The sequence below is a fragment of the Massilia sp. ST3 genome (assembly GCF_018119405.1).
In the GTDB taxonomy this organism is placed as follows: Bacteria; Pseudomonadota; Gammaproteobacteria; order Burkholderiales; family Burkholderiaceae_D; genus Telluria.
On record NZ_JAGPWC010000052.1, the window covers coordinates 13,592 to 35,429 of the forward strand.

Below are 21,838 nucleotides of genomic sequence, written 5' to 3' on the forward strand. Positions count from 1 at the left end.
ATGGCCTTCAACCCGTCCCCGAAGCAGCTGGGCGCCATGAAGGCGGCCCTGTTCGTCATCAGCCTGCTGCCCTTTGCGAACATGGCCTGGCTGACGGTGCAGGGCGCGCTCACCGAGCCGCTCGAATACATCACCCACCAGACCGGCGACTGGGCCCTGTACTTCCTGTGCATCACCCTGGCGGTGACGCCGCTGCGCCGCTTCACCGGCTGGAACTGGGTGATCCGCCTGCGCCGCATGCTGGGGCTGTTCTGCTTTTTCTACGCGCTGCTGCACTTCACCACCTTCCTCTGGTTCGACCATTTCTTCGACTGGGGCGCGATGTGGAAGGACGTGCTCAAGCGGCCCTTCATCACGGTGGGCTTCATCGCCTTCCTGATGCTGGTGCCGCTGGCGGCGACCAGCACCAACGGCATGGTCAAGCGCCTGGGCGGCAAGCGCTGGCGCTGGCTGCACCGCTTGATCTATGTGATCGCGCCGCTGGCGATCCTGCACTTCTGGTGGATGAAGGCGGGGAAGAACGATTTCGCCGAACCGATCCTGTTCGGGACCATCGTGGCGGTGCTGCTGGGGCTGAGAGCATGGTGGAGCCGTAGGGTTGGCGGCTCCGCCGCCGACGCGGTGGTAGGCGGTCGTTGATATGGCGCGGTCGTGCCGGCGTCCGTTGAACGCGTCGGCGGCATAGCCGCCAACCCTACCGGCGAGTTGCCCGTACCAATGAAAAAGGCCCGCATTCGCGGGCCCCGTTTATTTCAGCATCGACTCCAGCGCGAACAGATCGGCCGGATTCTCGCGCTGGCGCACCAGGTGCACCTGGTCGCCGTCGACGATCACCTCGGCCGCGCGGCCACGGGTGTTGTAGTTCGAGGCCATGGTCATGCCATAGGCGCCGGCGGTCATGATCGCCAGCAGGTCGCCCGGCTCGACCGCCAGCTCGCGTTCGCGCGCCAGCCAGTCGCCCGATTCGCAGATCGGGCCCACCAGGTCGTAGGTCAGCTTGTCGCCCGCGCGCGGCGCCACTTCCTGCACGCCCATCCAGGCCTGGTACAGGGTCGGGCGCATCAGGTCGTTCATGGCGGCGTCGACGATGCAGAAGTTCTTTTCCTCGCCCGGCTTCAGGAACTCGACCCGGGTCACCAGCACGCCGGTGTCGGCCACGATCGAGCGGCCCGGTTCGAAGATCACCTTGATCGCCTGGCCGCCGTGCTTCTCCACGCGCCAGGCGTCGATGCGCTGGAACAGGCGGGCCAGGTAGTCGCCCACCGGCACCGGCGGCTGGTCGCCCTCGGCGCCGTAGTTCACGCCCAGGCCGCCGCCGATGTCCAGGTGATGGAGAATGATGCCTTCCGAGCCCAGCGCGTCGATCAGCTCGATCAGCTTGTCCAGCGCTTCCAGCAGCGGCGCGTCGTCCAGCAGCTGCGAACCGATGTGGCAGTCGATGCCGACCACGTCCAGGTGCGGCAGGGCGGCGGCGGTACGGTAGGTTTCCAGCGCGTCGTCGAAGGCCACGCCGAACTTGTTGGCCTTCAGGCCGGTGGCGATGTACGGGTGGGTCTTGGCGTCCACGTTCGGGTTCACGCGCAGCGACACCGGCGCTCGCTTGCCCATGCTCCCGGCCACCTCGTTCAGGCGGTGCAGTTCGGGGATCGACTCGACGTTGAAGCACAGGATGCCCTTGTCGAGCGCCAGGCGCATTTCCTCGACCGTCTTGCCCACGCCCGAGAAGATGGTCTTGCCCGGGTCGCCGCCGGCCGCGATCACACGCAGCAGCTCGCCGCCCGAGACGATGTCGAAGCCCGCGCCTTCGCGCGCCAGCAGGTCGATGATCGCCAGGTTCGAATTCGCCTTCATCGCATAGCAGACCAGGGCGTCGCGGCCGGCGCAGGCGTCGTGGTAGGCGCCGAAGTTGCGCAGCAGCGCGCTCTTGGAATAGACGTAGGTCGGGGTGCCGAACTGTTCAGCAATCCTGGGCAAAGCGGCGGCTTCGGCGTGCAGGACGCCGTCTTGGTACGAGAAATGCGACATGGCGGTGGTTTACTTGGTGGGGGCGGGGACGGAGGCGTTGTTGGACGGGACGGGCTGGGCCGGCTGCTCGACAGGGGCGGGTGCCGGCTTGGCGGGCGGATTCGGCATGTAGAGCGGACCGGTCTGGCCGCAGCCGCCCAGGGCGACAGCCGTAAGAAGAAGCGCGAGAGAGGACTTCACGATTAAAATCAGGTTTTATTGGCAGATTTTGGAGTTTAGCATGACCGAAACCGAATTTTTGGCGCTCGCCAAAAGCACCCTCGACCAGATCGAACAGGCGCTCGACCGCCTGAACGATGAAGACGCGATCGATGTCGAGTGCAAACGCAGCGGCAACGTGCTGGAAATCGAGTTCCTCGACAACGGCTCGAAGATCATCGTCAACAGCCAGGCGCCGCTGCAGGAGATGTGGGTAGCGGCGCGCTCGGGCGGGTTCCACTACAAGCGCGTGGGCGATGAGTGGCGGAATACGCGGGATGCGTCGGAGCTGTTTGCGTCGCTGTCGAAGTATGCGAGCGAGCAGGGCGGGGCGGTGGTGTCGCTGGTGTGAGTGTGGGCCGCTTTTGAAATAGAAACGGCGCCGAAGGCGCCGTTGTTGCGTTTGCGGTGTGCTGCGAACTTGGGTCCCGGCCTTCGCCGGGACGACGGGCTGAAGTACGTGTCCGCAGTTACTGTCGGTACAGTTCACGTTCACTAAAACCAACGTCATCCCGGCGCAGGCCGGGATCCAAGTTCAACCAGCCTCAGAACAACTCATTCCTCACCGCATCCCTCGCCTTCTGCTCAGCCGGCGCCGGCGGCGGCCCGACGTCGAGGGTCTGGACGCCGGTGCCCGGCGGGCTCTCCGCGTAGTAGTACTCGTTCCCGTACAGCACCAGCCCCGGCGGCACCTCGCGTTCCACCATCGGCTCGTTCTTGAGCGCCTTGCCCATGTAGCTGATCCAGATCGGCAGCGCCAGGCCGCCGCCGGTTTCGCGGTTGCCCAGGTTCTTGGGCTGGTCGTAGCCGATCCAGGCGATGCCCACCAGTTTCGGGTTGTAGCCGGCGAACCAGGCGTCGATCGAGTCGTTGGTGGTGCCGGTCTTGCCGGCCAGGTCGGTGCGCTTGAGCGACAAGGCCTTGGTCGCGGTGCCGTAGCGGACCACGTCCTTGAGCATGCTGTCGACCAGGTAGGCGTTGCGGGCGTCGATCACGCGGTTGGCTTCCACGCCGGCGCGTTCCGGACGCGCCTCGGACAGCACCTTGCCGTCGGCGTCGGTCACCTTCGAGATCAGGTAGGGGCTGATGCGGTAGCCGCCGTTGGCGAACACGGCGTAGGCGCCCGCCATCTGCAGCGGCGTGGTGGCGCCCGCGCCCAGGGCCAGGGTCAGGTAGGCCGGGTTGCGGTCCGGGTCGAAGCCGAAGCGGGTCGCGTATTCCTGGCCGTAGCGCGCGCCGATCTTGTTCAGGATGCGGATCGAGACCATGTTCTTCGACTGCGTCAGGCCGCGCCGCATGGTCATCGGGCCTTCGTACTTGTTGTCGTAGTTCTTTGGCTCCCAGGCCTGGCCGCCGGTCTGGCCGGCGTCGAACGAGATCGGTGCGTCGTTGACGATGGTCGCCGGCGACAGGCCGCGCTCGAGCGAAGCCGAGTAGATGAAGGGCTTGAACGAGGAACCCGGCTGGCGCCAGGCCTGGGTCACGTGGTTGAACTTGTTGCGGTTGAAGTCGAAGCCGCCCACCAGCGCGCGGATCGCGCCGTCCTCGGTGCTGGTCGCAACAAAAGCCGATTCCACTTCCGGCATCTGCGTAATCAGCCACTTCGAATCGTCGTCCTGCATCACGCGGATCACGGCGCCGCGGCGCAGGCGGCGGTTCGGCGCGGCCTTCTCGGCCAGCCAGGTCTTGGCGAAGGCCAGGCCCGGGCCGCTGATCTCGATCGTCTCGCCCGAGGCGATCGTCGCCGACACCTTGGACGGCGAGGCGCGCAGCACGATGGCGGCGACGATGTTGTCGCTGTCCGGATGCTCGGCCAGCTCGGCCTCGATCGCTTCATCCGCCTCGGTCTTGTCGCCCGGGATCTCGATATAGCCTTCCGGGCCGCGGTAGGGATGGCGGCGCTCGTACTCCATCACGCCGCGGCGCACGGCCAGGTAGGCGGCGTCCTGGTCGGCCTTGGTGATGGTGGTGAACACGTTCAGGCCGCGGGTATAGGTGTCTTCCTTGAACTGCTCGTAGACCAGCTGGCGCGCCATCTCGGCCACGTACTCGGCGTGCACGCCGAAGGCGTTGCTGTCGGACTTGATCTTGAGCGGCTCTTCCTTCGCTTGCCGGTACTGGGCGTCGGTGATGTAGCCAAGCGAATGCATGCGCTGCAGGATGTACTGCTGGCGCGTCCTGGCGCGGGTCGGGTTGACCACCGGATTGTAGGCGGAGGGCGCCTTCGGCAGGCCGGCTAGCATGGCCGCTTCGGCCACGCTGATGTCGCGCAGGTCCTTGCCGTAGTAGATCTGGGCCGCCGACTGGAAGCCGAAGGCGCGCTGGCCCAGGTAGATCTGGTTCATGTACAGCTCGAGGATCTGGTCCTTGGTGAGGTTCTTCTCGATCTTCCAGGCCAGCAGCGCTTCATAGGCCTTGCGCTTGAAGGTCTGTTCCGAGGACAGGAAGAAGTTGCGCGCCACCTGCTGGGTGATGGTCGAGGCGCCCTGGCGCGAACTGCCGGTGGCGTTCTTGAACACGGCGCGCAGGATGCCCCAGTAGTCGATGCCGCTGTGCTCGTAGAAACGGTCGTCCTCGATCGACAGCACGGCTTTCTTCATGACGTCCGGGATGTCCTTGAAATGCACCAGGGTGCGTCGTTCCTCGCCGAACTCGCCGATCAAAACATTGTCCGCAGTAAAGATGCGCAGCGGCATCTTGGGGCGGTAGTCGGTGATGGTGTCCAGCGCCGGCAGGTTGGGATAGGCCATCGCGAGTGCGAACACGACCACCAGCACGCCGATCACGGCCAGGCCGGCGAGGGCGCCGATGGCCATCAGGACCAGGCGTTTGGGACTGTATTTCGAGGGAGACGGCTTGGATGCTGCGTGGTTCTCTTTCATGCTGACTTTCGCTTTATTGATCCGCCTCATTATAAGGCAGCGCTATCGCGTCTGATACTGGATCTACGGCAACAGAACAGTGCAATATTGCCATGCAGTACATAGTCGTTGCAGGGCGTATCACAGTGATTGCAAGGGTGATCAGAGCTTTCGCAAGTATGTGGCGCGCATGACGCAGTCGGGCCCCGGATTGTAATGTTCCAGTACAGAAATTTCTTGTCGGTGGTCAACCTTATTGCTACGATTCAACGCAGTGCTTCAGCATATGTGCACTAAATACCGGATTTATAAGATAAATTTTCCCGCGCGGGCGTTCAAGCGACACTGCAGGGCAGGAAGGGCAGCTGAGGGAGTGCGCTCGTGATCAATCTAGGTTCCTTGTTTGGAAAGTCGAGTCCGCCACTCGCCGGCCTCGACATCAGCACATCGGGTGTCCGCCTGGTCGAGCTGGGCGATGCCGGCAAGGGTGAGCTGCGCCTGGAACGCTACGCCGCCGAGCCGCTGCCGCGCGGCGCCGTAGTGGACGGCAACATCGAGAATATCGACCAGGTCGCCGAAGCCGTGCGCCGGGTCTGGAAGAAGAGCGGGACCCGCGCGCGCCACGTCGCGCTCGGCATGCCGCCGGCTTCCGTCATCACCAAGAAAATCATCCTCCCGGCCGGCCTGGCGGAAGACCAGCTCGAAGTGCAGGTCGAATCCGAAGCCAGCCAGTACATTCCCTTCGCGCTCGACGAGGTCAGCCTCGACTTCGACGTGATCGGCCCGGCGCCGAACTCGCTGGAAGACATGGAAGTCATGCTGGCCGCCGCGCGCCGCGAAAAGGTCGAGGACCGCGTTGCCATCGCCGAGGCCGCGGGCCTGACGGCGACCGTGATGGACATCGAATCCTACGCCGCCCGCAGCGCGCTGGAACGCGCGGCCGGCAGCCGTCCCGACCAGATCGTCGCCCTGTTCCAGATGGGCGCGCAAGCCACCCACGTGTCGGTGATGCTGGGCGGCGAGACCGTCTACGAGCGCGAGCAGCCCTTCGGCGGCAACGGCCTGACCCAGGACATCGTGCGCGCCTACGGCCTGTCCTTCGAGGAAGCCGAGACCCGCAAGAAATCCGGCGACCTGCCGGAAAACTACCGCGCCGACCTGCTCACGCCTTTCCTGGAGAACGCCGCACTCGAAGTCACGCGCGCCATCCAGTTCTTCTATACGTCCACGCCCTACACGCGCATCGACCAGCTGTTCCTGGCCGGCGGCAGCGCGCTGGTGCCGGGACTGCTCGACATCATCGCCGGCCGCACCCGGATCCCGAGCGCGCTCGTGAATCCCTTCGAAGGCATGCTGATCGGCGCCCACGTGCGCGAGCAGCAGCTGCGCCAGGAAGGCGCCGCCTACCTGGTGGCCTGCGGCCTGGCGATGCGGAGGTTCGGCTGATGATCCGTATAAATTTGTTGCCTCACCGCGAGGCCAAGCGCAAGCAGAAGCAGGCCGCGTTCTACGCCCTGCTGGCCCTGGGCGGCGCCGCCGGCATCGCCGTCGTGCTCGCCGTCGGCGGCTACAACGCGCGCCAGCTGTCGGTCCAGGACGAACGCAACCTGGTGCTCAAGAAGGCCAACGCCGAGCTCGACAAACAGATCGCCGAGATCAAGACCCTCAAGGAAGAAATCGAAGCGCTGAAGGCGCGCCAGCAGGCGGTCCAGGACGTGCAGGGCGACCGCAACATGCCGGTCTACCTGCTCGACGAACTGGTGCGCCAGACGCCGGAAGGCATGCACCTGAAGTCGCTCAAGCAGGATGGCCGCCGCGTGGTGCTGACCGGCTACGCCCAGTCGCAGGAACGGGTCGCCGACCTGCTGCGCAACCTGTCGGGCAATTCGCCCTGGCTGGAGCGCCCGGAACTGACCGAGGTGAAGGCCGCCACCCTGGCGCAGAGCAAGACCGGCCGCAAGGTGGTCGAGTTCACGCTGTCGGTGTCGATCAAGCGTCCGACCGATGGCGAGGAAGAAGGCCAGGACGAGGCGCCGGCCAATGACGCGAAAGCCGGCAAGGCCGCGAAGCAGGGCGCCAAGGGCGCGGCCGGGGTGAAATCATGAACATCGACCTGAAAGACATCGGCCCGCGCCTGGCGGAGCAGTTCCAGGGCCTGCAGGGCCGCCATCCCGGCCAGTGGCCGCTGGCGCCGCGCCTGCTGTGCGCGGCCGGCGTGATGGCGCTGGTGACCGGCCTGGGCTACTTCTTCTACTGGAGCGGCCAGTTCGAGCAGCAGGAAAAAGGCGCGCGCCAGGAACAGAAGCTGCGCGACGAGTACAAGACCAAGATGGCCCAGGCGATCAACCTGGAAGCGCTCAAGCAGCAGAAGATCGAGGTCGACAAGTCGGTCGTGCTGCTGGAAAAGCAGCTGCCGAGCAAGTCGGAAATGGCGCGCCTGCTGTCGGACATCAACCAGGCCGGCGTCGGCCGCGGCCTGCAGTTCGAGCTGTTCAAGCCGGGCCAGGAAGTGGTGCGCGACTACTACGCCGAGCTGCCGATCGAGATCAAGGTCAGCGGCAAGTACCACGACATCGGCGCCTTCGCCGGCGACATGGCCAACCTGCCGCGTATCGTCACCCTGAACAACATGTCGGTCACCACCGACAAGGACGGCAGCACCCTGCGCCTCGACGCCGTGGCCAAGACCTTCCGCTACCTGGACCAGGACGAACTGAGCGCCCAGCGCAAGGCGCGCGAGGACAAGAAGGCCAAGGGCAAGAAGAAGCCCAAGGGCAAAGGCAAGGACAAGAACGCTGAAGGAGAGGCCAAATGACGCGCAACATGACGCGCCTGCGCCACGCGGCGCCGCTGCTGGCGGCCCTCGCGCTCGCCGGTTGCGGCGACGGCGGCGTGAACGAAGTCCGCACCTGGATGAAGAAGGTCCAGAAGGACACCAAGCCCTCGGTCAAGCCGCTGCCGGCGGCCAAGCCCTTCGTGCCCTACGCCTACAACCCGGGCGGTGCGCCCGAGCCCTTCAGCCCGGACAAGCTGCTGACCGAAATGGCGCGCGTGGCCGAGGCCTCGGGCAGCAAGTACAAGCCGGACACGAATCGTCCGAAAGAGCTGCTGGAGAACTATCCGCTCGACACCATGCGCATGGTCGGCACCCTGCAGAAAGCCGGCGTGCACTACGCGCTGGTGCAGATCGACAAGGCGGTGTACCAGGTCCGGGCGGGCCAGCGCATCGGCGAAAACTACGGCGTCGTCACCCGCGTGGCCGACGGCGCCATCCATATCAGGGAAGTGATGCAGGACGCCACCGGCGACTGGGTCGAACGCGAAGCGACGATCCAACTGCAGGACAGCAAGGAGACTGGGAAATGAACCCTCAAGCAATGATTCGCCTCGTGGTCCCGGCGTGGATGGCGCGCGGCGCCGGCGCCATGCTGCTGGCCCTCGCCGCCGGCGGCGCCCTGGCGCAAGGCAATGCGATCGAATCGATCACCGCCAACCAGCAGGGTTCGAACGTCGTCATCAACGTGGCGATGCGCGCGGCGCCCGAGAAGGCGCCGATCGGCTTCTCGATCACCAACCCGGCGCGCATCGCGCTCGACTTCGGCGCCACCGGCAACGCCACCGGCAAGACCTCCCAGGACATCAACCTGGGCGAGGTGCGCGGCGTGAACGTGGTGCAGGCCGGCGAGCGCACCCGCCTGGTGCTGAACCTGGCGCGGCCGCTGAACTACGCCACCGCGATCGACGGCAAGTCGGTGATCGTCACCGTGGAGGGTTCGGGCGGCGTGGCCCAGGCGGTCAACGCGGCCGGCATGCCCGCCGCATCCGCCGCCCCGGCCCAGCCGCAGGCGGCGGCCGGCCGCCAGATGTTGCGCAACCTCGATTTCCGCCGCGGCAGCAACGGCGAAGGCCGGGTCGTGGTCGACCTGCCGAACAGCCAGGTGGCCGTGGACGTGCGCCAGGCCGGCAACCAGATCCATGTCGACTTCCTGCGCACCGGCCTGCCGGAAACCCTGCGCCGCCGCCTGGACGTGACCGACTTCGGCACCCCGGTGTCGCGCGTGACCACCAGCGCCAACGGCGAGAACGTGCGCATGACCATCGACGCGCAGGGCGCCTGGGAGCAGGCGGTCTACCAGAGCGACACCCAGCTGGTGGTCGACGTGCGTCCGATCAAGGAAGACCCGAACAAGCTCGGCCAGGGCACGCAAGGCTACCGCGGCGAGAAGCTGTCCTTCAACTTCCAGAACGTGGAAGTGCGCGCGGCCCTGCAGGCGATCGCCGATATCTCGGGCCTGAACATCATCACCAGCGATTCGGTCACCGGCAACCTGACCCTGCGCCTGCGCGACGTGCCCTGGGACCAGGCGCTCGACGTGATCCTGCAGGCCAAGGGCCTGGACATGCGCAAGAACGGCAACGTGCTGTGGATCGCGCCCAAGGAAGAAGTGCTGACCAAGGAAAAGCTCGAACTCGAGCAGCGCGCCCAGATCGCCGACCTCGAGCCGCTGCGCTCCGAGATCTTCCAGCTGAACTACCAGAAGGCGGAAGCCTTCCGCACCGTGTTCGGCCTGGACGCCAACGGCGGCTCCACCGGCGACAGCAAGAACCGCGTGCTGTCCAAGCGCGGCAGCGCCGTGATCGACCCGCGCACCAACCAGCTGTTCGTGACCGACATCGCGTCCAAGATCGAGGACATCCGCAAGCTGATCCAGAGGACCGACGTCGCCTCCAAGCAGGTGCTGATCGAGGCGCGCCTGGTCGAGGCCAACGACGGCTTCTCGCGCAACCTGGGCGCCAAGCTCGGTTTCGCCGACATGCGCACCATCCGCGGCGGCGACGCGGGCTGGCAGCTCAACGGCAACGAGCGCCTCGCCATCGGCGGCAACCTCACCGGCGTGGGCCAGACCACCGGCCAGGTCGAGCTGAGCAACGACAGCTTCAACAACACCACCATGGTGAACCTGCCGGCCGCGGCCATCGGCGGCGTCTCGGCTTCCTCGCTGGCCTTCAGCCTGTTCTCCTCGGCCGCCAACCGCTTCCTGAACCTGGAACTGTCGGCGCTGGAAGCCGACGGCAAGGGCAAGATCATCTCCAGCCCGCGCGTGGTCACCGAAGACAAGCAGATCGCCGTGATCGAGCAGGGTATCGAGCTGCCTTACCAGGTGGCGACCAGCAGCGGCGCGACCTCGATCACCTTCAAGAAGGCCAACCTGCGCCTGGAGGTGACGCCGCAGATCACGCCGGACGGCAACGTGGTGCTGGACGTGGACGTGAACAAGGATTCGAAGGGCGAGGAAACCCGCGCCGGCTTCGCCATCAACACCCAGCACGTCAAGACCAAGGTCATGGTCGAGAACGGCGGTACCGTGGTGCTGGGCGGTATCTACCAGCAGTCGGAGCGCAACAACGAGACCAAGGTCCCGCTGCTGGGCGACGTGCCGGTGCTGGGCCATCTGTTCAAGACCACCGGACGCGAAAATACCAAGACCGAATTGCTGGTGTTTATCACGCCAAAGATCGTGACCGAGCGCAGCAACAACCTGCGCTAAGTCTCACCGGCCGGGGAAACCCGGCCGGTTGCCGTTTACCAGGACGGTTTTACCCATACGACATACAACAACAGGAATACGAACGTCATGCATCACACTTCAGCACAGGAAGCCCGGACTTCGCTCGGGCGCTTGACCATGATCGCGCTGGTCGCGGCCAGCCTGGCCGCCTGCGGCGGCGGCGGCGGCTCGCCGGGCGTCGGCGGCGTCACCGGCAGCCCGGGCACCGGCACCGGCACCCCGGCGACGCCGGCCAGCGCGGCCGTCACGGTCGCCTTCGTCAACGCTTCCGGCCAGACCAGCAACACCCTGAGCGGCGCCACCCCGCTGACCGTGCGCGCCACCGTGCTCGACGCGGCAGGCAAGCCGGTGCCGAACGCGCTGGTGTCCTTCGCCACCGACGCCGACCTGGCCGTGTTCTCGGCCAGCGCCGGCACCGCGCTGACCGACGCCAGCGGTGTCGCCACCATGACCATGCGCACCGCCAGCCTGTCGGCCAGCGGCGCCGGGAAGGTGACCGTCACCGCCAGCGTGGGCGAGACCACCCTGAGCGGCTCGGCCAACTATTCCGTGGGCGCCACCGCGCTCGCCCTGGGCAACCTGACGGTCAGCCCGGCCAGCATCTCGGCCTACGGCACCGCCGAAGTCTCGGTCGACCTCCTGGCGAATGGCGCCAAGTACACCGGCCAGCAGGTCAACGTCAACTTCAGCTCGGCCTGCGCAAGCGCCGGCAAGGCCACCCTGGCCAGCACCGTGGCCACCAACAACGGCACCGCGCGCGCCACCTACCGCGACCTCGGCTGCGGCAACAACGACGTGATCACCGTGTCCTCGGATGCGGCGCCGACCTCGGCCACCGCCACCCTGGCGATCGCCGCCCCGGCGGCTGCGTCGGTCCAGTTCGTGTCGGCGACCCCGAGCGACCAGTCGATCGTGATCCAGGGGCAGGGCGGCATCAACCGTTCCGAGACCGCGACCCTGAAGTTCAAGGTCATCGACGTGTTCGACCGTCCGCTGGCCGGCAAGCAGGTCAATTTCAGCGTCTCGCCGGCCGGCGTGGTGCGCCTGAACAAGAGCACCGACAGCACCGACCAGAACGGCGAGGTGATCACCACCGTCAACTCGGGCACCGTGCCGACCTCGTTCCGCGTGACCGCGACCCTGCCCGGCACCGCCGGCAGCGGCCGTCCGGACATCTCGACCAGCTCCGACTCGATCGTCGTGACCACCGGCCAGACCACCCAGCGCGCGATGTCGCTGAGCGTGACCGACCCCAACCCGGAAGGCTGGAACTTCGACAGCGGCACCACCGAACCGGCGACCGTCTTCAACATCCTGCTGGCCGACCAGTTCGGCAACCCGGTGGCCGACGGCACCCCGGTCGTGTTCCAGACCAACCTGGGCGCCATCGGCAGTTCCAGCCGCGGCGGCTGCCTGACCGAGAACGGCGGCTGCTCGGTCGACTTCCGCACCCAGAACCCGCGCGTGGCGATCCCCGGCCAGCCGGCCACCGCCTGCAACAGCGGCGGCGCCGCCGGCGTGAGCGCCGACAGCACCCGTGCGGGCGTGGCGACCATCTGCGCCAGCACGACCGACGGCGTCAGCACCCAGTTCCGTAAAGCGGCGATCTTCTTCAGCGGCAGTTTCGTCCAGAAGGTCTACCTGAACGGCTCGGCCACACCGCTGAACATCGCGGCCACGACCACGCTCAGCACGGTCTCGTCGGCCCTGGCCAAGACCTTCCGCCTGCAGTTGAACGACCTGAACGATAATCCCTTGCCTTCCGGCACGAAAGTCGAGGTCACCGGCCTGAACAATGCCAACCTGGTCGACGCCCAGCCCGCCGAGGTGCCGAAGATCTTCCCGCATTCGGGCAGTGGCGACGATCCGACCGGCAACAACATCAGCGGTCCGCAGGGTTCGACGCACGTGTTTTCGCTCAAGAGCCCGAACGCGGCGAACTGCACGGTGGCGACCACGGCGAGCTTCAACGTCAAGGTCACCACGCCGAACGGGAACGTCAGCCTGATTCCGTTCCAGTTCAACTTCAGCTGCCCGTAAGCGCAAGCGAAAACCCCGCAAAACCGAACGGCCAGTCTATACTGGCCGTTTTACTATCTGAGCGGGTTTGGTAGTGCCTCATCCCAAGAACAACAACATCTTCCTCGTCGGCCTGATGGGCGCGGGGAAGACCACCATCGGCAGGCTGCTGGCCCGGAAGTTGAACAAGCGCTTCGTGGATTCGGACCACGAGATCGAAGCGCGCACCGGCGCCTCGATTCCGTGGATCTTCGAGATCGAGGGCGAAGGCTGCTTCCGGCGCCGCGAGGCGGACGTGATCCGCGACCTGACCGCCCAGCACGACCTGGTCCTGGCCACCGGCGGCGGCGCCGTGCTCAACCCCGCCAGCAGGGCCCTGCTGGCCGAGCGCGGCACCGTGGTCTACCTGCGCGCCTCGATCAGCAGCGTCCTGCAGCGCACCGCGCACGACAAGAACCGGCCGCTGCTGCAGACCGCCGACCCGCGCAAGAAGCTCGAGGAACTGCTGGCCCAGCGCGACCCCCTGTACCGCGAGATTGCCGACCTGGTCATCGACACCGGCCGTCCTAACGTACAATCGATGGTACAGACCATATTGGACCAGATCGAAGCGCTGGAAGCAGCACGGGCGCGGCGGCTGGCGAAGACATCGATGAACGAACAGGCACACCTCACCCTCAACGTCGAACTCGGCGACCGCAGCTATCCGATCGTGATCGGCCCCCACCTGCTCGACGACGGCGCGCTCCTGGGCCGCCACATCGGCTCCGGCAAGGCCGCCATCGTCACCAACACCACCATCGCGCCGCTCTACCTCGAGCGCGTGGCCGGCCACCTGCGCGCCGCCGGCGTCGAGGTGGTCGAGATCGTGCTGCCGGACGGCGAGGAGCACAAGAACTGGCAGTCGCTGAACCTGGTGTTCGACGCGCTGCTGGCCGCCAAGTGCGACCGCAAGACCACCCTGGTGGCCCTGGGCGGCGGCGTGATCGGCGACCTGACCGGCTATGCGGCCGCCAGCTACATGCGCGGCGTGCCCTTCGTGCAGATCCCGACGACCCTGCTGTCGCAGGTCGATTCCTCGGTGGGCGGCAAGACCGGCATCAACCACCCGATGGGCAAGAACATGATCGGCGCCTTCTACCAGCCGCGCGCGGTGCTGGCCGATACCGCCACCCTCGACACCCTGCCGGCGCGCGAGCTGTCGGCCGGCCTGGGCGAGGTGATCAAGCATGGCGCCATCCTGGACGCCGCCTATTTCGAGTGGATCGAACAGAACATCGCCAAGCTGGTGGCGCGCGACCCGGAAGCGCTGGCGCACGCGATCGCGCGCTCCTGCGAGATCAAGGCCGACGTCGTGCGCAAGGACGAGCGCGAAGGCGGCCTGCGCGCGGTGCTGAATTTCGGCCATACCTTCGGCCACGCGATCGAATCGGGCCTGGGCTACGGCGAATGGCTGCACGGCGAAGCGGTCGGCTGCGGCATGGTGATGGCGGCCGACCTGTCGGCGCGCCTGGGCCTGGTCGACGAGGCCACCGTCGAGCGCGTGCGCAAGCTGGTGGCCGCGGCGGGCCTGCCGACCGTGGCGCCCGACCTGGGCGAGGCGCGCTGGATCGAGCTGATGGCGGTCGACAAGAAGAACGAGGGCGGGGAGATCCGCTTCATCCTCCTGAAACCCCTGGGCAGCCCGTCCATCGCCACCGTGCCGCTGGACACCCTGCGCGCCACCCTGGAGGCCTGCACGCAATGATGGATTTCGACGCCCACCTCGCAGCTTATGCGGCGCACTCGTCGAAGTCGCGCGGGCGTCGCTACCCCGAACCGGCCCCAGGCTCGCGCAGCGAGTTCCAGCGCGACCGCGACCGCATTATCCACTCGACCGCCTTCCGCCGCCTCGAGTACAAGACCCAGGTCTTCCTCAACCACGAAGGCGACCTGTTCCGCACCCGCCTGACCCACAGCATCGAGGTGGCGCAGATCGGCCGCACCCTGGCGCGCAGCCTGCGCCTGAACGAGGACCTGGTCGAGGCCACCGCGCTGGCCCACGACCTGGGTCACACGCCTTTCGGCCACGTGGGCCAGGACGTGCTCAACGAATGCATGCGCGAGTACGGCGGCTTCGAGCACAACCTGCAAAGCCTGCGCGTGGTCGATCACCTCGAGGAGCACTACGGCGCCTTCGACGGCCTGAACCTGAGCTTCGAAACGCGCGAGGGCATCCTCAAGCACTGCTCGCTCACCAATGCGCGCCAGCTGGGCGAACTGGGGCAGCGCTTCATCGACAAGACCCAGCCCAGCCTGGAAGCGCAGCTGACCAACCTGGCCGACGAGATCGCGTACAACAACCACGACATCGACGACGGCCTGCGTTCAGGCCTGCTGACGATGGCGCAGATGGAGGAGGTGGAGCTGTTCGCGCGCCACCGCCATGCGGTGGAGGCGCAGTATCCGGGCTTGCCGGGACGGCGCGCGCTGTACGAGACGATCCGCCTGATGATCACGGCGATGACCGCGGACCTGGTGGACACCACGGCGGCGCGCCTGCTCGAGGCCGCGCCGAAGAGCATCGACGACGTGCGCGCCGGGCCGCCCCTGGTCCGTTTCTCGGACGCGATGCGCGCCGAGACCACGGCCCTCAAGCGCTTCCTGCACGCGAACCTGTACCGCCACTTCCAGGTCAACCGCATGAGGGTGAAGGCCAGCCGCGTGGTGCGCGAACTGTTCGACGCCTTCATGACCGATCCGGTGCTGCTGCCGCCGGATTACCAGGTGCAGGGCGATGTGATGAAGCAGGCGAGGAAGATTGCGGATTACATTGCGGGGATGACGGATCGGTATGCGATCAGGGAGCATAAGCGGATTTTTTCGCTCGATCAGTTTTAAGCGTTCGGTTCGCATGCAAACTTGGGTCCCCGCCTTCGCGGGGATGACGTTTTGAGGTACGTGGCCTAAAAACCGTTGGAGTAGGTTTATGTACGTAACCTAAAGACCGTCATCCCCGCGAAGGCGGGGACCCAAGTTTAGTGGAGCAGCCACTCACACAAACAAGGTCGGCTGCCCCAACTCCACCAGCAGCTTCTTGACCGGCGCCGGCAACGGCGCCTCGCCGATGGCGTCGAGGTTCCACCACACATGCCGTCCGGTAGCGCCCCCGCGCGAGACGAGCCGCACCATGAACGGCGCGATATGCAGCTTGTAGTGCGTGAACACATGCACCAGATGCCCCAGCGCCTGCACCTCTTCGACCGCCCCGAACTGCGCCGCTTCAACAGCAATCTCCGCCGTGTCGTACTGGTCAGCCTCTTCGTCCACCGCCACATGCCCACCCACTTCCGGCAGCGACAGCAGGCCGCCCCAGATCCCGGTCCCGGGCCGCTGCTCCAACAGCACCTGCCCGCCGTCGATGATGACCAGCAGCGCCGTCTGTTTTTCCGGTGTCGCCTTTTTCGGCTTGCGCACCGGCAGCTCCGCCGTGCGCCCGGTGGCGTAGGCCACGCAGCGCGCCTGCAGCGGGCAGCGGCCGCAGTCGGGCCTGGAGCGCGTGCATAGGGTGGCGCCCAGGTCCATCAGGCCCTGGGTATAGGCTTCCATGCCGTCGCCCGCTGGCAGCAGGGCGTCCGCGCGCCGCCACAGCGCATCCTCGACCGGCTTGGCGCCCGGGTAGGCGTCGATGCCGAACACCCGCGCGAACACGCGCTTGACGTTCCCGTCCAGGATCGCGGCGCGCGCGCCGCTGGAGAACGCGGCGATTGCCGCGGCCGTCGAGCGCCCGATGCCGGGCAGCTCGGCCAGCAGCGCCGGGTCGCTCGGGAACACGCCGCCGAAGTCCGCCACCACCCGCTTGGCGCAGGCGTGCAGGTTGCGCGCCCGGGTGTAGTAACCGAGGCCGCTCCAGTGGGCCATCACATCATCAAGCGGCGCCTCGGCCAGCGCCTGCACCGTCGGGAAGCGCTCCAGGAAACGGCCGTAGTAGCCCAGCACCGCGGCGACCTGGGTCTGCTGCAGCATGATCTCGGACAGCCAGATGCGGTAGGCGTCGCGCGTGTTCTGCCAGGGCAGGGTGTGGCGGCCGTGCGCGCGCTGCCAGCCGATCACCGCTTCCGAGAAGCTCGGGTCGGCCAGGTCGTCGAATTCGGTGGCGCGCTTCATGCGGCGGCCCTCCGTTCGGCCGCCTCGGCATCGAGGCTGGCGGCCACCTGTGCCGCCATGCCGGCCAGGTGGGCGCGGGTGCGTTCGAGTTCGGCCTGGCCGGTTTCGAAGGCGGCAATCTTCTGTTCCAGGCTGTCGGTCGCCTCGAAGATGCGCTGGATCGAAGCCTGGCGGTGGCGCAGCTGGTCGCGGTGCTGGCGGATCTGCGCTTCCAGCGGCGCCATGATCACCTTGAGCCAGTTTTCGGCGTCCAGGTTGGCGGCGCGAAACGCGCGCCGCACGCGCGAGGCGATCGAGTCGAAGAAGCGCTCCAGCAGGGTCGCGCGGCTGGTCATCAGGAGGGTGGCGGTGCCGAACTGCTTGGCGAACAAGGCCTCGATCTCGACCATCTCCTCGCGGTAGCGCGCCAGGGACAGCGACATCGGCAGGTTCAGCGACAGGCCGTGCTCGGCCGAGAACTTGCGGTACATCGAGTCCATCATGGCGCCGATCTCGTCGACCTTGGCCTGCGACGCGTCCAGGGTGGCGCGCAGCAGCTCGAAATAGGTGCGCACCGGCGCGCGCATGCCGGTGGCGAAGCGCGCAGCCTGCATCGCCGCGCGCACCGACTCGGTCTGCTCCTGCACCACGTCCATGCCGAGCGTCGTGTACAGCTCCGTCGACAGGCGCGCGAACACGGCGCGCGTGCCCTGCAGCTTGAACAGGCTGGCGTCGAATTCCTTCTTCTCGGCCTCGACGCGGCGCATCATGTGCGCGATCACGCCCTGGTTCTTGCCGCGCAGGCTCTTGAGCTCCTGCTGCTGCTCGACCAGGTCGCGCAGGCGGGCGCTCGACAGCGCTTGCTGGCCTGCCAGGATGGCCTCGAGGTCGGCGCGCAGCTGGCGCGCGATGATCTCCTTGCGCGCCGGGACCAGGTCGTGGAACAGCGCCGCCTCGAGCGCGCCCAGGCGGCTCTTCTCGAACAGGGCTAGGTCGCCGTTGATCTTGCCGACCAGGGCCTTCTGCGCCGACACCGGATACACGCGCGCCGGATCCAGCCCAAGCAGCTGGGCCACGCCGCGCTGCTGGCGCGCGATCTCGGCGTCGTTGTCGGCGCCGCTTTTCAGCTCGTCCCACATGGCGTCGATCTTGTTCAGCACCGCCAGGCGGCCCGGCCCGGCGCCGATGTGGGTGCGCCAGACTTCGATGTCGCTCTTGGTCACGCCGGTCTCGGCGGCCAGGATGAACAGCACCGCGTGGGCGTTCGGGATCAGGTTCAGGGTCAGTTCCGGCTCGGTGCCGATGGCGTTCAGGCCCGGCGTGTCGAGGATCACCAGCCCCTGCTTGAGCAGCGGGTGGGGCAGGTTGATGATGGCGTGGCGCCACTGCGGGATCTCGACCGTGCCATCCGGGCCGAGGCCGGCGGCCAGGTCGGGGTCGGCCGGGTCGTACAGGCCGTAGCGCTCGGCCTCGGCCTGGGGCACCTGGCGGGTCTGGCTGACCTGGCGCAGGCTGGCGCTCATGCGCTCGGGCGCCTCCAGGTCCAGGGGCAGCACGGTCCAGGCGCCGGCATCCTCGCGGAAGTCGCTGGTCGAAAGCTGCTGGGCGCGGGTCTCGATCGGCAGCAGGCGGATGCAGGGCGGCAGGGCCGGATCCCACAGCAGCTCGGTCGGGCACATGGTGGTGCGCCCGGCGCTGGACGGCAGGATGCGCTGGCCGTAGTCGGCGAAGAACAGGGCGTTGATCAGCTCCGTCTTACCGCGCGAGAATTCGGCCACGAAGGCGACCGAGAGCCGGTCCTCGCGCAGGCGCGCCAGCGCCCGGGCCAGCTGCTGCTCGCCGGCGCCATCGATCAGCGCGGCGTCCTGCAGCGCCGCGCCATAGCCTTCCAGCGCGGCGGCCACGTGTGCGCGCCACGCTCCATACTGTTGAAAATCCTGCATTCTTGCCTGCCTGTTAAGTCGAGCCTAGCGCTGGCACTGCGCGCAGTAGAAAGTCGAGCGCTGGCCCTGCTTGATCTGGCGGACCGGCGCCCCGCAGTTGCGGCAAGGCACTCCAGCACGATCATAGACGAAATATGTCTGCTGGAAATATCCAGACTGACCATTTACGGCAATAAAGTCACGTAAGGTGGAGCCGCCCTGGACGATGGCGGCCGCCAGGATCTCCTTGATGGCCTCGGCCAGCATGTCGTAGCGGGCCCGGCTGATGCGCGAGGCCGCGGTCTTCGGGTTGATGCCGGCCCGGAACAGGCTTTCGCAGGCGTAGATGTTGCCGACCCCGACCACGATGTCGCCCGCCAGCAGCACCTGCTTGATGGGGGCGTTGCGGCGCCGCGTCTCGCGGTGCAGGAGGGCGCCCGAAAAACCCTCGTCCAGCGGTTCCACGCCCAGGCCGCGCAGCAATTCATGCTCTTCCAGCGGCCCGGCTTCGTTGGCGTGCCAGAGCACCGCCCCGAAACGGCGCGGATCGTGCAGGCGCAGCACCTGGCGCCCTTCCGGCCCGCTGACGACAAGGTCGAAATGGTCGTGCTTGCGCGGTTCGATGCCGGGCGGCAGCACGCGCAGGTGGCCGGACATGCCAAGATGGACGATCAGGGTGCCGTGTTCAAAGCCGATCAGGAGGTATTTGCCGCGCCGGTCGGTGTGGGTAATGCGGCGCCCGGCCAGCAGTTCCGACAGGCCGGGCGGGAAGGGCCAGCGCAGGCCTTCGCGGCGGAAAATCGCCTGCTCGACGACGCGGCCTTCGATATGGGGCGCGACACCGCGCCGGGTGACTTCTACTTCTGGCAATTCGGGCATGGGGGAGGGGATTCGTGTAAAGTTGGTGCGGTAGAGCGAGGAGCCGGTGGAACCGCTTGGACGACCGGCTTGAGCGTAGAATCAGACATCATCTCAGACCGTGGACTTGCCTTGAAAAACGCTTTCGTCATTGTAACCCTGTCCGGCCTCCTGACGGCATGTGCTGTCGCGCCGCAGCAGCAGCCGGCGGCGCCTGTCAAGGAAGAGGCGGTTCCGCTCGCCCAGGAGCAAGCGGAAGACCTGGAGCTGGACGAAGAGGAAACCCTGGCCAAGGCGCGCGCCGAACTGGAAGCGCGCCTGCCCAAGGTCGAGCTCAGCAGCACCATGCTCTACCAGCTCATGAAGGCCGAGTTCGAATTCCGCACCGGCGAATGGCAGGGCCCCTACCTGACGATGCTGAGCCTGGCCCAGCAGACCCGCGATCCGCGCCTGGCGCGGCGCGCCGCCGAGATGGCGGTGGCCGCCAAGCAGGCCGACGACACCCTGGCCGCAGTGCGCCTGTGGCACGAGCTCGACCCCGAGTCCGAGGAAGCGACCCAGTATTTCGTCGGCATGGTGGTGACGTCCGAGAACCTCGCCGATATCGAGCCGATCTTCGAAAAACGCCTGCGCGAGGCGACCCCGGGACGGCGCGGCCTGCTGATGTTCCAGATGCAGCAGCTGCTGACCCGGGCCAAGGACAAGGACGCGGCCGGCGCCATGCTGGAGCGCCTGATCGCGCCCTATGGCGAAACCATGGAAGCGCGCGTGGTGCGGGCCCAGTCCGCCTTGGCGCGCGGCGACAAGGCCGGCGCCCAGCAGCAGGCGCGCGCGGCCCTGGTCGCCAAGCCCGATTCCGAGATCGCCGCCCTGATGCTGGCCCAGGCCATCGAGGACGAAGGCCAGATCATGGCGCTGTTCGACCAGTTCCTGAAGAACAACCCGAACGCGCGCGAGGTGCGTGCGGCGCGCGCCCGCATCCTGGTCAACCGCAAGGATTACCCGGCCGCGCGCCAGGAGTTCGAGGTGTTGCTGAAGGACCAGCCCGACAACGTGGCGCACCTGTACGCGCTCGGCATCCTGGCCACCCAGATGAACGACGCCATTGGGGCGGAAAACTATTTCACCCGCTTCGTCGAGGTGCTCGGCCGCAATCCGGAAGACGAGCGCGACCCGTCTCGCGCGCTCCTGATCCTGTCGCAGCTGGCCGAAGAGCGGGGCGACCTGAACGGCGCCCTGCAGTGGCTCGACAAGGTGCCGGACGGCACCGACCAGCAGACCCTGTTCAGCAGCCAGCTGCGCCGCGCCCACGTGATCGGCAAGCAGGGCGACCTGAGCAGCGCGCGGCGCCTGCTTGCCGGCCTCAAGACCGAGGACGCGTCCCAGCAGGCCCAGGTGGCCGTGGCCGAATCGCAGCTGCTGCGCGACGCCGGCCGCACCCAGGAAGCCTACAAGCTGATGGAGGCCGCCGCCAAGCGCTTCCCCAAGAACGCCGACCTGCTCTACGACTTTGCCCTGCTGGCCGAGAAGATGGGGCACGTGGACGTGATGGAAAAGCAATTGCGCGAAGTGATGGCGCAGGCGCCGGACAACCACCACGCCTACAACGCCCTCGGCTACTCGCTGGCCGAGCGCAACGTGCGCCTGCAGGAAGCCTACGGCCTGATCGCCAAGGCCATGGAGATGGCGCCGGGCGATCCCTTCATCATGGATAGCATGGGCTGGATCCACTACCGCATGGGCAACCTGGACGAGGCGGAAAAGCACCTGCGCCGCGCCTATTCCCTGCGGCGCGATCCGGAGATCGCTGTGCACCTGGGCGAAGTGCTGTGGAAGAAGGGCGACAAGCTCGCAGCCCAGCAGCTGTGGCGCGAAGCGCGCGCCAAGGATCCGCATAACGATACCCTGCGCACCACGCTGGCGCGGCTGGGGCTGTCCTTGTGAAATAATCCACGTTTTCATCGACTCCGGATGCTGGTATCGCCGCGCGCCCGTAGGGTTGGCGGCTTCGCCGCCGACGCGTCGATTGTTATCGCCGGCTGAACCCGTCGCAACTGATCTAGCTGTGTCTATCACCGCGTCGGGGGGGGCGGCCCCCCCCCCCCCCCCCCCCGCCCCCGCGGGGGGGCACCCCCGGCTTGGCGCGATTGAAATCACCCCCCCCCGCCCCGCCGCGCCCCCCCCCCCCCCCGCCCCCCCCCCCCCCCCCCGCGGGGGGGGCCCCCCCCCCCCCCCCCCCCCCCCCCCCCCCCCCCCCCCC

Annotated in this window: 17 protein-coding genes; 11 read left to right on the plus strand and 6 right to left on the minus strand. The window is 67.1% G+C overall.

The window, feature by feature from the left end; genetic code table 11:
- Nucleotides 1-639: a sulfite oxidase heme-binding subunit YedZ gene (locus KBW98_RS16860; RefSeq protein ID WP_211521319.1), complete on the plus strand. Its 639-nt coding sequence runs from the start codon at nucleotides 1-3 to the stop codon at nucleotides 637-639.
- Between the two features lie 108 nt (nucleotides 640-747).
- Here KBW98_RS16860 and lysA read toward each other — a convergent pair whose 3' ends face one another.
- Nucleotides 748-2,025 (minus strand): diaminopimelate decarboxylase, encoded by a 1,278-nt coding sequence (gene lysA / locus KBW98_RS16865; protein WP_211521320.1) that lies wholly within the window; start codon nucleotides 2,023-2,025, stop codon nucleotides 748-750.
- Nucleotides 2,026-2,034: 9 nt separating this feature from the next.
- Complete coding sequence (locus tag KBW98_RS16870) at nucleotides 2,035-2,205, minus strand: lipoprotein (RefSeq protein WP_211521321.1); 171 nt, start codon at nucleotides 2,203-2,205, stop codon at nucleotides 2,035-2,037.
- 40 nt (nucleotides 2,206-2,245) lie between these two features.
- Between KBW98_RS16870 and cyaY the strand changes: the two genes are divergently transcribed.
- Nucleotides 2,246-2,575 carry an iron donor protein CyaY gene (cyaY, locus tag KBW98_RS16875; RefSeq protein ID WP_211521322.1) on the plus strand — a complete coding sequence of 110 codons (330 nt, stop codon included), beginning with the start codon at nucleotides 2,246-2,248 and terminating at the stop codon, nucleotides 2,573-2,575.
- A 193-nt stretch (nucleotides 2,576-2,768) separates the two neighbouring features.
- Here cyaY and KBW98_RS16880 read toward each other — a convergent pair whose 3' ends face one another.
- Entirely contained in the window at nucleotides 2,769-5,105 is a 2,337-nt protein-coding gene (locus KBW98_RS16880) for a penicillin-binding protein 1A (protein ID WP_211521323.1), read from the minus strand.
- A 360-nt stretch (nucleotides 5,106-5,465) separates the two neighbouring features.
- Between KBW98_RS16880 and KBW98_RS16885 the strand changes: the two genes are divergently transcribed.
- The 8 genes from KBW98_RS16885 to KBW98_RS16920 all read left to right on the plus strand — a co-directional run bounded on the left by KBW98_RS16885 (nucleotide 5,466) and on the right by KBW98_RS16920 (nucleotide 15,553).
- The gene (locus KBW98_RS16885; RefSeq protein ID WP_211521324.1) at nucleotides 5,466-6,530 is read left to right on the plus strand and encodes a pilus assembly protein PilM; all 1,065 of its coding nucleotides are present in this window, start codon (nucleotides 5,466-5,468) and stop codon (nucleotides 6,528-6,530) included.
- Nucleotides 6,530-7,189, plus strand: coding sequence for a PilN domain-containing protein (locus KBW98_RS16890; protein WP_211521325.1), 660 nt, complete (start codon nucleotides 6,530-6,532; stop codon nucleotides 7,187-7,189). The genes KBW98_RS16885 and KBW98_RS16890 overlap by 1 nt, the downstream gene beginning before the upstream one ends.
- Nucleotides 7,186-7,899 carry a type 4a pilus biogenesis protein PilO gene (locus KBW98_RS16895; protein WP_211521326.1) on the plus strand — a complete coding sequence of 238 codons (714 nt, stop codon included), beginning with the start codon at nucleotides 7,186-7,188 and terminating at the stop codon, nucleotides 7,897-7,899. The genes KBW98_RS16890 and KBW98_RS16895 overlap by 4 nt, the downstream gene beginning before the upstream one ends.
- Nucleotides 7,896-8,450, plus strand: coding sequence for a pilus assembly protein PilP (locus KBW98_RS16900; RefSeq protein WP_229429242.1), 555 nt, complete (start codon nucleotides 7,896-7,898; stop codon nucleotides 8,448-8,450). The genes KBW98_RS16895 and KBW98_RS16900 overlap by 4 nt, the downstream gene beginning before the upstream one ends.
- 11 nt (nucleotides 8,451-8,461) lie before the next feature.
- Nucleotides 8,462-10,633: a type IV pilus secretin PilQ gene (pilQ, locus tag KBW98_RS16905; protein WP_211521334.1), complete on the plus strand. Its 2,172-nt coding sequence runs from the start codon at nucleotides 8,462-8,464 to the stop codon at nucleotides 10,631-10,633.
- An 87-nt stretch (nucleotides 10,634-10,720) separates the two neighbouring features.
- Nucleotides 10,721-12,694, plus strand: a complete 1,974-nt coding sequence (locus KBW98_RS16910; RefSeq protein ID WP_211521327.1) for an Ig-like domain-containing protein — start codon at nucleotides 10,721-10,723, stop codon at nucleotides 12,692-12,694.
- Between the two features lie 115 nt (nucleotides 12,695-12,809).
- The gene (gene aroKB / locus KBW98_RS16915; RefSeq protein ID WP_229429246.1) at nucleotides 12,810-14,420 is read left to right on the plus strand and encodes a bifunctional shikimate kinase/3-dehydroquinate synthase AroKB; all 1,611 of its coding nucleotides are present in this window, start codon (nucleotides 12,810-12,812) and stop codon (nucleotides 14,418-14,420) included.
- Nucleotides 14,420-15,553, plus strand: a complete 1,134-nt coding sequence (locus KBW98_RS16920) for a deoxyguanosinetriphosphate triphosphohydrolase (protein WP_211521335.1) — start codon at nucleotides 14,420-14,422, stop codon at nucleotides 15,551-15,553. The genes aroKB and KBW98_RS16920 overlap by 1 nt, the downstream gene beginning before the upstream one ends.
- Before the next feature lie 153 nt (nucleotides 15,554-15,706).
- On the opposite strand, the gene mutY is transcribed toward KBW98_RS16920, so the two are convergent.
- The 3 genes from mutY to mutM are packed head-to-tail and all read right to left on the minus strand — an operon-like array spanning nucleotide 15,707 to nucleotide 19,599.
- Nucleotides 15,707-16,819 carry an A/G-specific adenine glycosylase gene (gene mutY, locus KBW98_RS16925; RefSeq protein WP_211521329.1) on the minus strand — a complete coding sequence of 371 codons (1,113 nt, stop codon included), beginning with the start codon at nucleotides 16,817-16,819 and terminating at the stop codon, nucleotides 15,707-15,709.
- Nucleotides 16,816-18,741, minus strand: a complete 1,926-nt coding sequence (locus KBW98_RS16930; protein ID WP_211521330.1) for a dynamin family protein — start codon at nucleotides 18,739-18,741, stop codon at nucleotides 16,816-16,818. The genes mutY and KBW98_RS16930 overlap by 4 nt, the downstream gene beginning before the upstream one ends.
- Before the next feature lie 24 nt (nucleotides 18,742-18,765).
- Nucleotides 18,766-19,599 (minus strand): bifunctional DNA-formamidopyrimidine glycosylase/DNA-(apurinic or apyrimidinic site) lyase, encoded by an 834-nt coding sequence (gene mutM, locus KBW98_RS16935; protein WP_211521331.1) that lies wholly within the window; start codon nucleotides 19,597-19,599, stop codon nucleotides 18,766-18,768.
- Nucleotides 19,600-19,710: 111 nt separating this feature from the next.
- Between mutM and KBW98_RS16940 the strand changes: the two genes are divergently transcribed.
- Entirely contained in the window at nucleotides 19,711-21,522 is a 1,812-nt protein-coding gene (locus KBW98_RS16940) for a tetratricopeptide repeat protein (RefSeq protein ID WP_211521332.1), read from the plus strand.
- The last annotated feature ends 316 nt before the right edge of the window (nucleotides 21,523-21,838 follow it).

Coding starts and splice junctions, on each gene's coding strand:
- KBW98_RS16860 (WP_211521319.1), top strand. CDS start 1: ATGGCCTTCAACCCGTCCCCGAAGCAGCTGGGCGCCATGAAGGCGGCC.
- lysA (WP_211521320.1), bottom strand. CDS start 2,025: ATGTCGCATTTCTCGTACCAAGACGGCGTCCTGCACGCCGAAGCCGCC.
- cyaY (WP_211521322.1), top strand. CDS start 2,246: ATGACCGAAACCGAATTTTTGGCGCTCGCCAAAAGCACCCTCGACCAG.
- KBW98_RS16880 (WP_211521323.1), bottom strand. CDS start 5,105: ATGAAAGAGAACCACGCAGCATCCAAGCCGTCTCCCTCGAAATACAGT.
- KBW98_RS16890 (WP_211521325.1), top strand. CDS start 6,530: ATGATCCGTATAAATTTGTTGCCTCACCGCGAGGCCAAGCGCAAGCAG.
- KBW98_RS16895 (WP_211521326.1), top strand. CDS start 7,186: ATGAACATCGACCTGAAAGACATCGGCCCGCGCCTGGCGGAGCAGTTC.
- KBW98_RS16900 (WP_229429242.1), top strand. CDS start 7,896: ATGACGCGCAACATGACGCGCCTGCGCCACGCGGCGCCGCTGCTGGCG.
- pilQ (WP_211521334.1), top strand. CDS start 8,462: ATGATTCGCCTCGTGGTCCCGGCGTGGATGGCGCGCGGCGCCGGCGCC.
- KBW98_RS16910 (WP_211521327.1), top strand. CDS start 10,721: ATGCATCACACTTCAGCACAGGAAGCCCGGACTTCGCTCGGGCGCTTG.
- aroKB (WP_229429246.1), top strand. CDS start 12,810: ATGGGCGCGGGGAAGACCACCATCGGCAGGCTGCTGGCCCGGAAGTTG.
- KBW98_RS16920 (WP_211521335.1), top strand. CDS start 14,420: ATGGATTTCGACGCCCACCTCGCAGCTTATGCGGCGCACTCGTCGAAG.
- mutY (WP_211521329.1), bottom strand. CDS start 16,819: ATGAAGCGCGCCACCGAATTCGACGACCTGGCCGACCCGAGCTTCTCG.
- KBW98_RS16930 (WP_211521330.1), bottom strand. CDS start 18,741: ATGCAGGATTTTCAACAGTATGGAGCGTGGCGCGCACACGTGGCCGCC.
- mutM (WP_211521331.1), bottom strand. CDS start 19,599: ATGCCCGAATTGCCAGAAGTAGAAGTCACCCGGCGCGGTGTCGCGCCC.